The sequence below is a fragment of the Nocardia otitidiscaviarum NBRC 14405 genome (assembly GCF_000308635.1).
In the GTDB taxonomy this organism is placed as follows: domain Bacteria; phylum Actinomycetota; class Actinomycetes; order Mycobacteriales; family Mycobacteriaceae; genus Nocardia; species Nocardia otitidiscaviarum.
This window is the reverse complement of sequence record NZ_BAGD01000236.1, coordinates 1-587: the sequence shown is the minus strand read 5'-3', so window position 1 is coordinate 587 and position 587 is coordinate 1. Positions and strand designations below refer to the sequence as shown.

The 587-nt window shown below is 67.8% G+C and carries 1 protein-coding gene; it reads left to right on the top strand.

Going from position 1 to position 587, the window contains the following annotated elements:
• A partial coding sequence (locus tag ON31_RS29465) for a RecT family recombinase (RefSeq protein ID WP_169335049.1) occupies positions 1-587 on the top strand: 587 nt, incomplete at both ends.

The following is a 587-nucleotide window of genomic DNA, read 5'->3' as shown; positions in this document are numbered from 1 at the left end:
AACTCGACCTGTTCTTTCATCGGTGCCAGACGACGGGCCTCGACCCGTTCGCGAAGCAGATTTACCTGATCGGCCGCAAGACCAAGGTCGGCGGGTACCGCGGCGAGCCCGAGCGCTGGGAGACCAAATACACGATTCAGACCGGTATCGACGGCTACCGGCTCAACGGCCGCCGAGCGGCGAAGGCCGCGGGCGAGTCGGTCAAGACCGAGGGGCCGTTCTGGATGGGGCCGGACGGTGGCGGCTGGTCGGATGTCTGGCTCGGTGGCCGAGGCAATCCGCCGGCGGCGGCGAAATTCGTCGTCATTGCGGACGGCGAGCCGCACGTCGGCATCGCTCTCTACTCCGAATTCGTGCAGACCAAGAACAACGGCGAGCCGAATTCGATGTGGGAGAAGATGCCCGCGAACCAGCTCGCCAAATGCGCCGAGGCGCAGGCGTGGCGCAAGGCGTACCCCGACGATTTCTCGGGCCTCGTGCTTGAGGACGCCGCGCAGGTGATCGAGCCGGACGGGTCGCCGTCGCCGGTGCGCGCCACCGCCGAGCGCGTACACCGCTCGGCCGCCGCCGTGTTCGCTGCGCAGGAA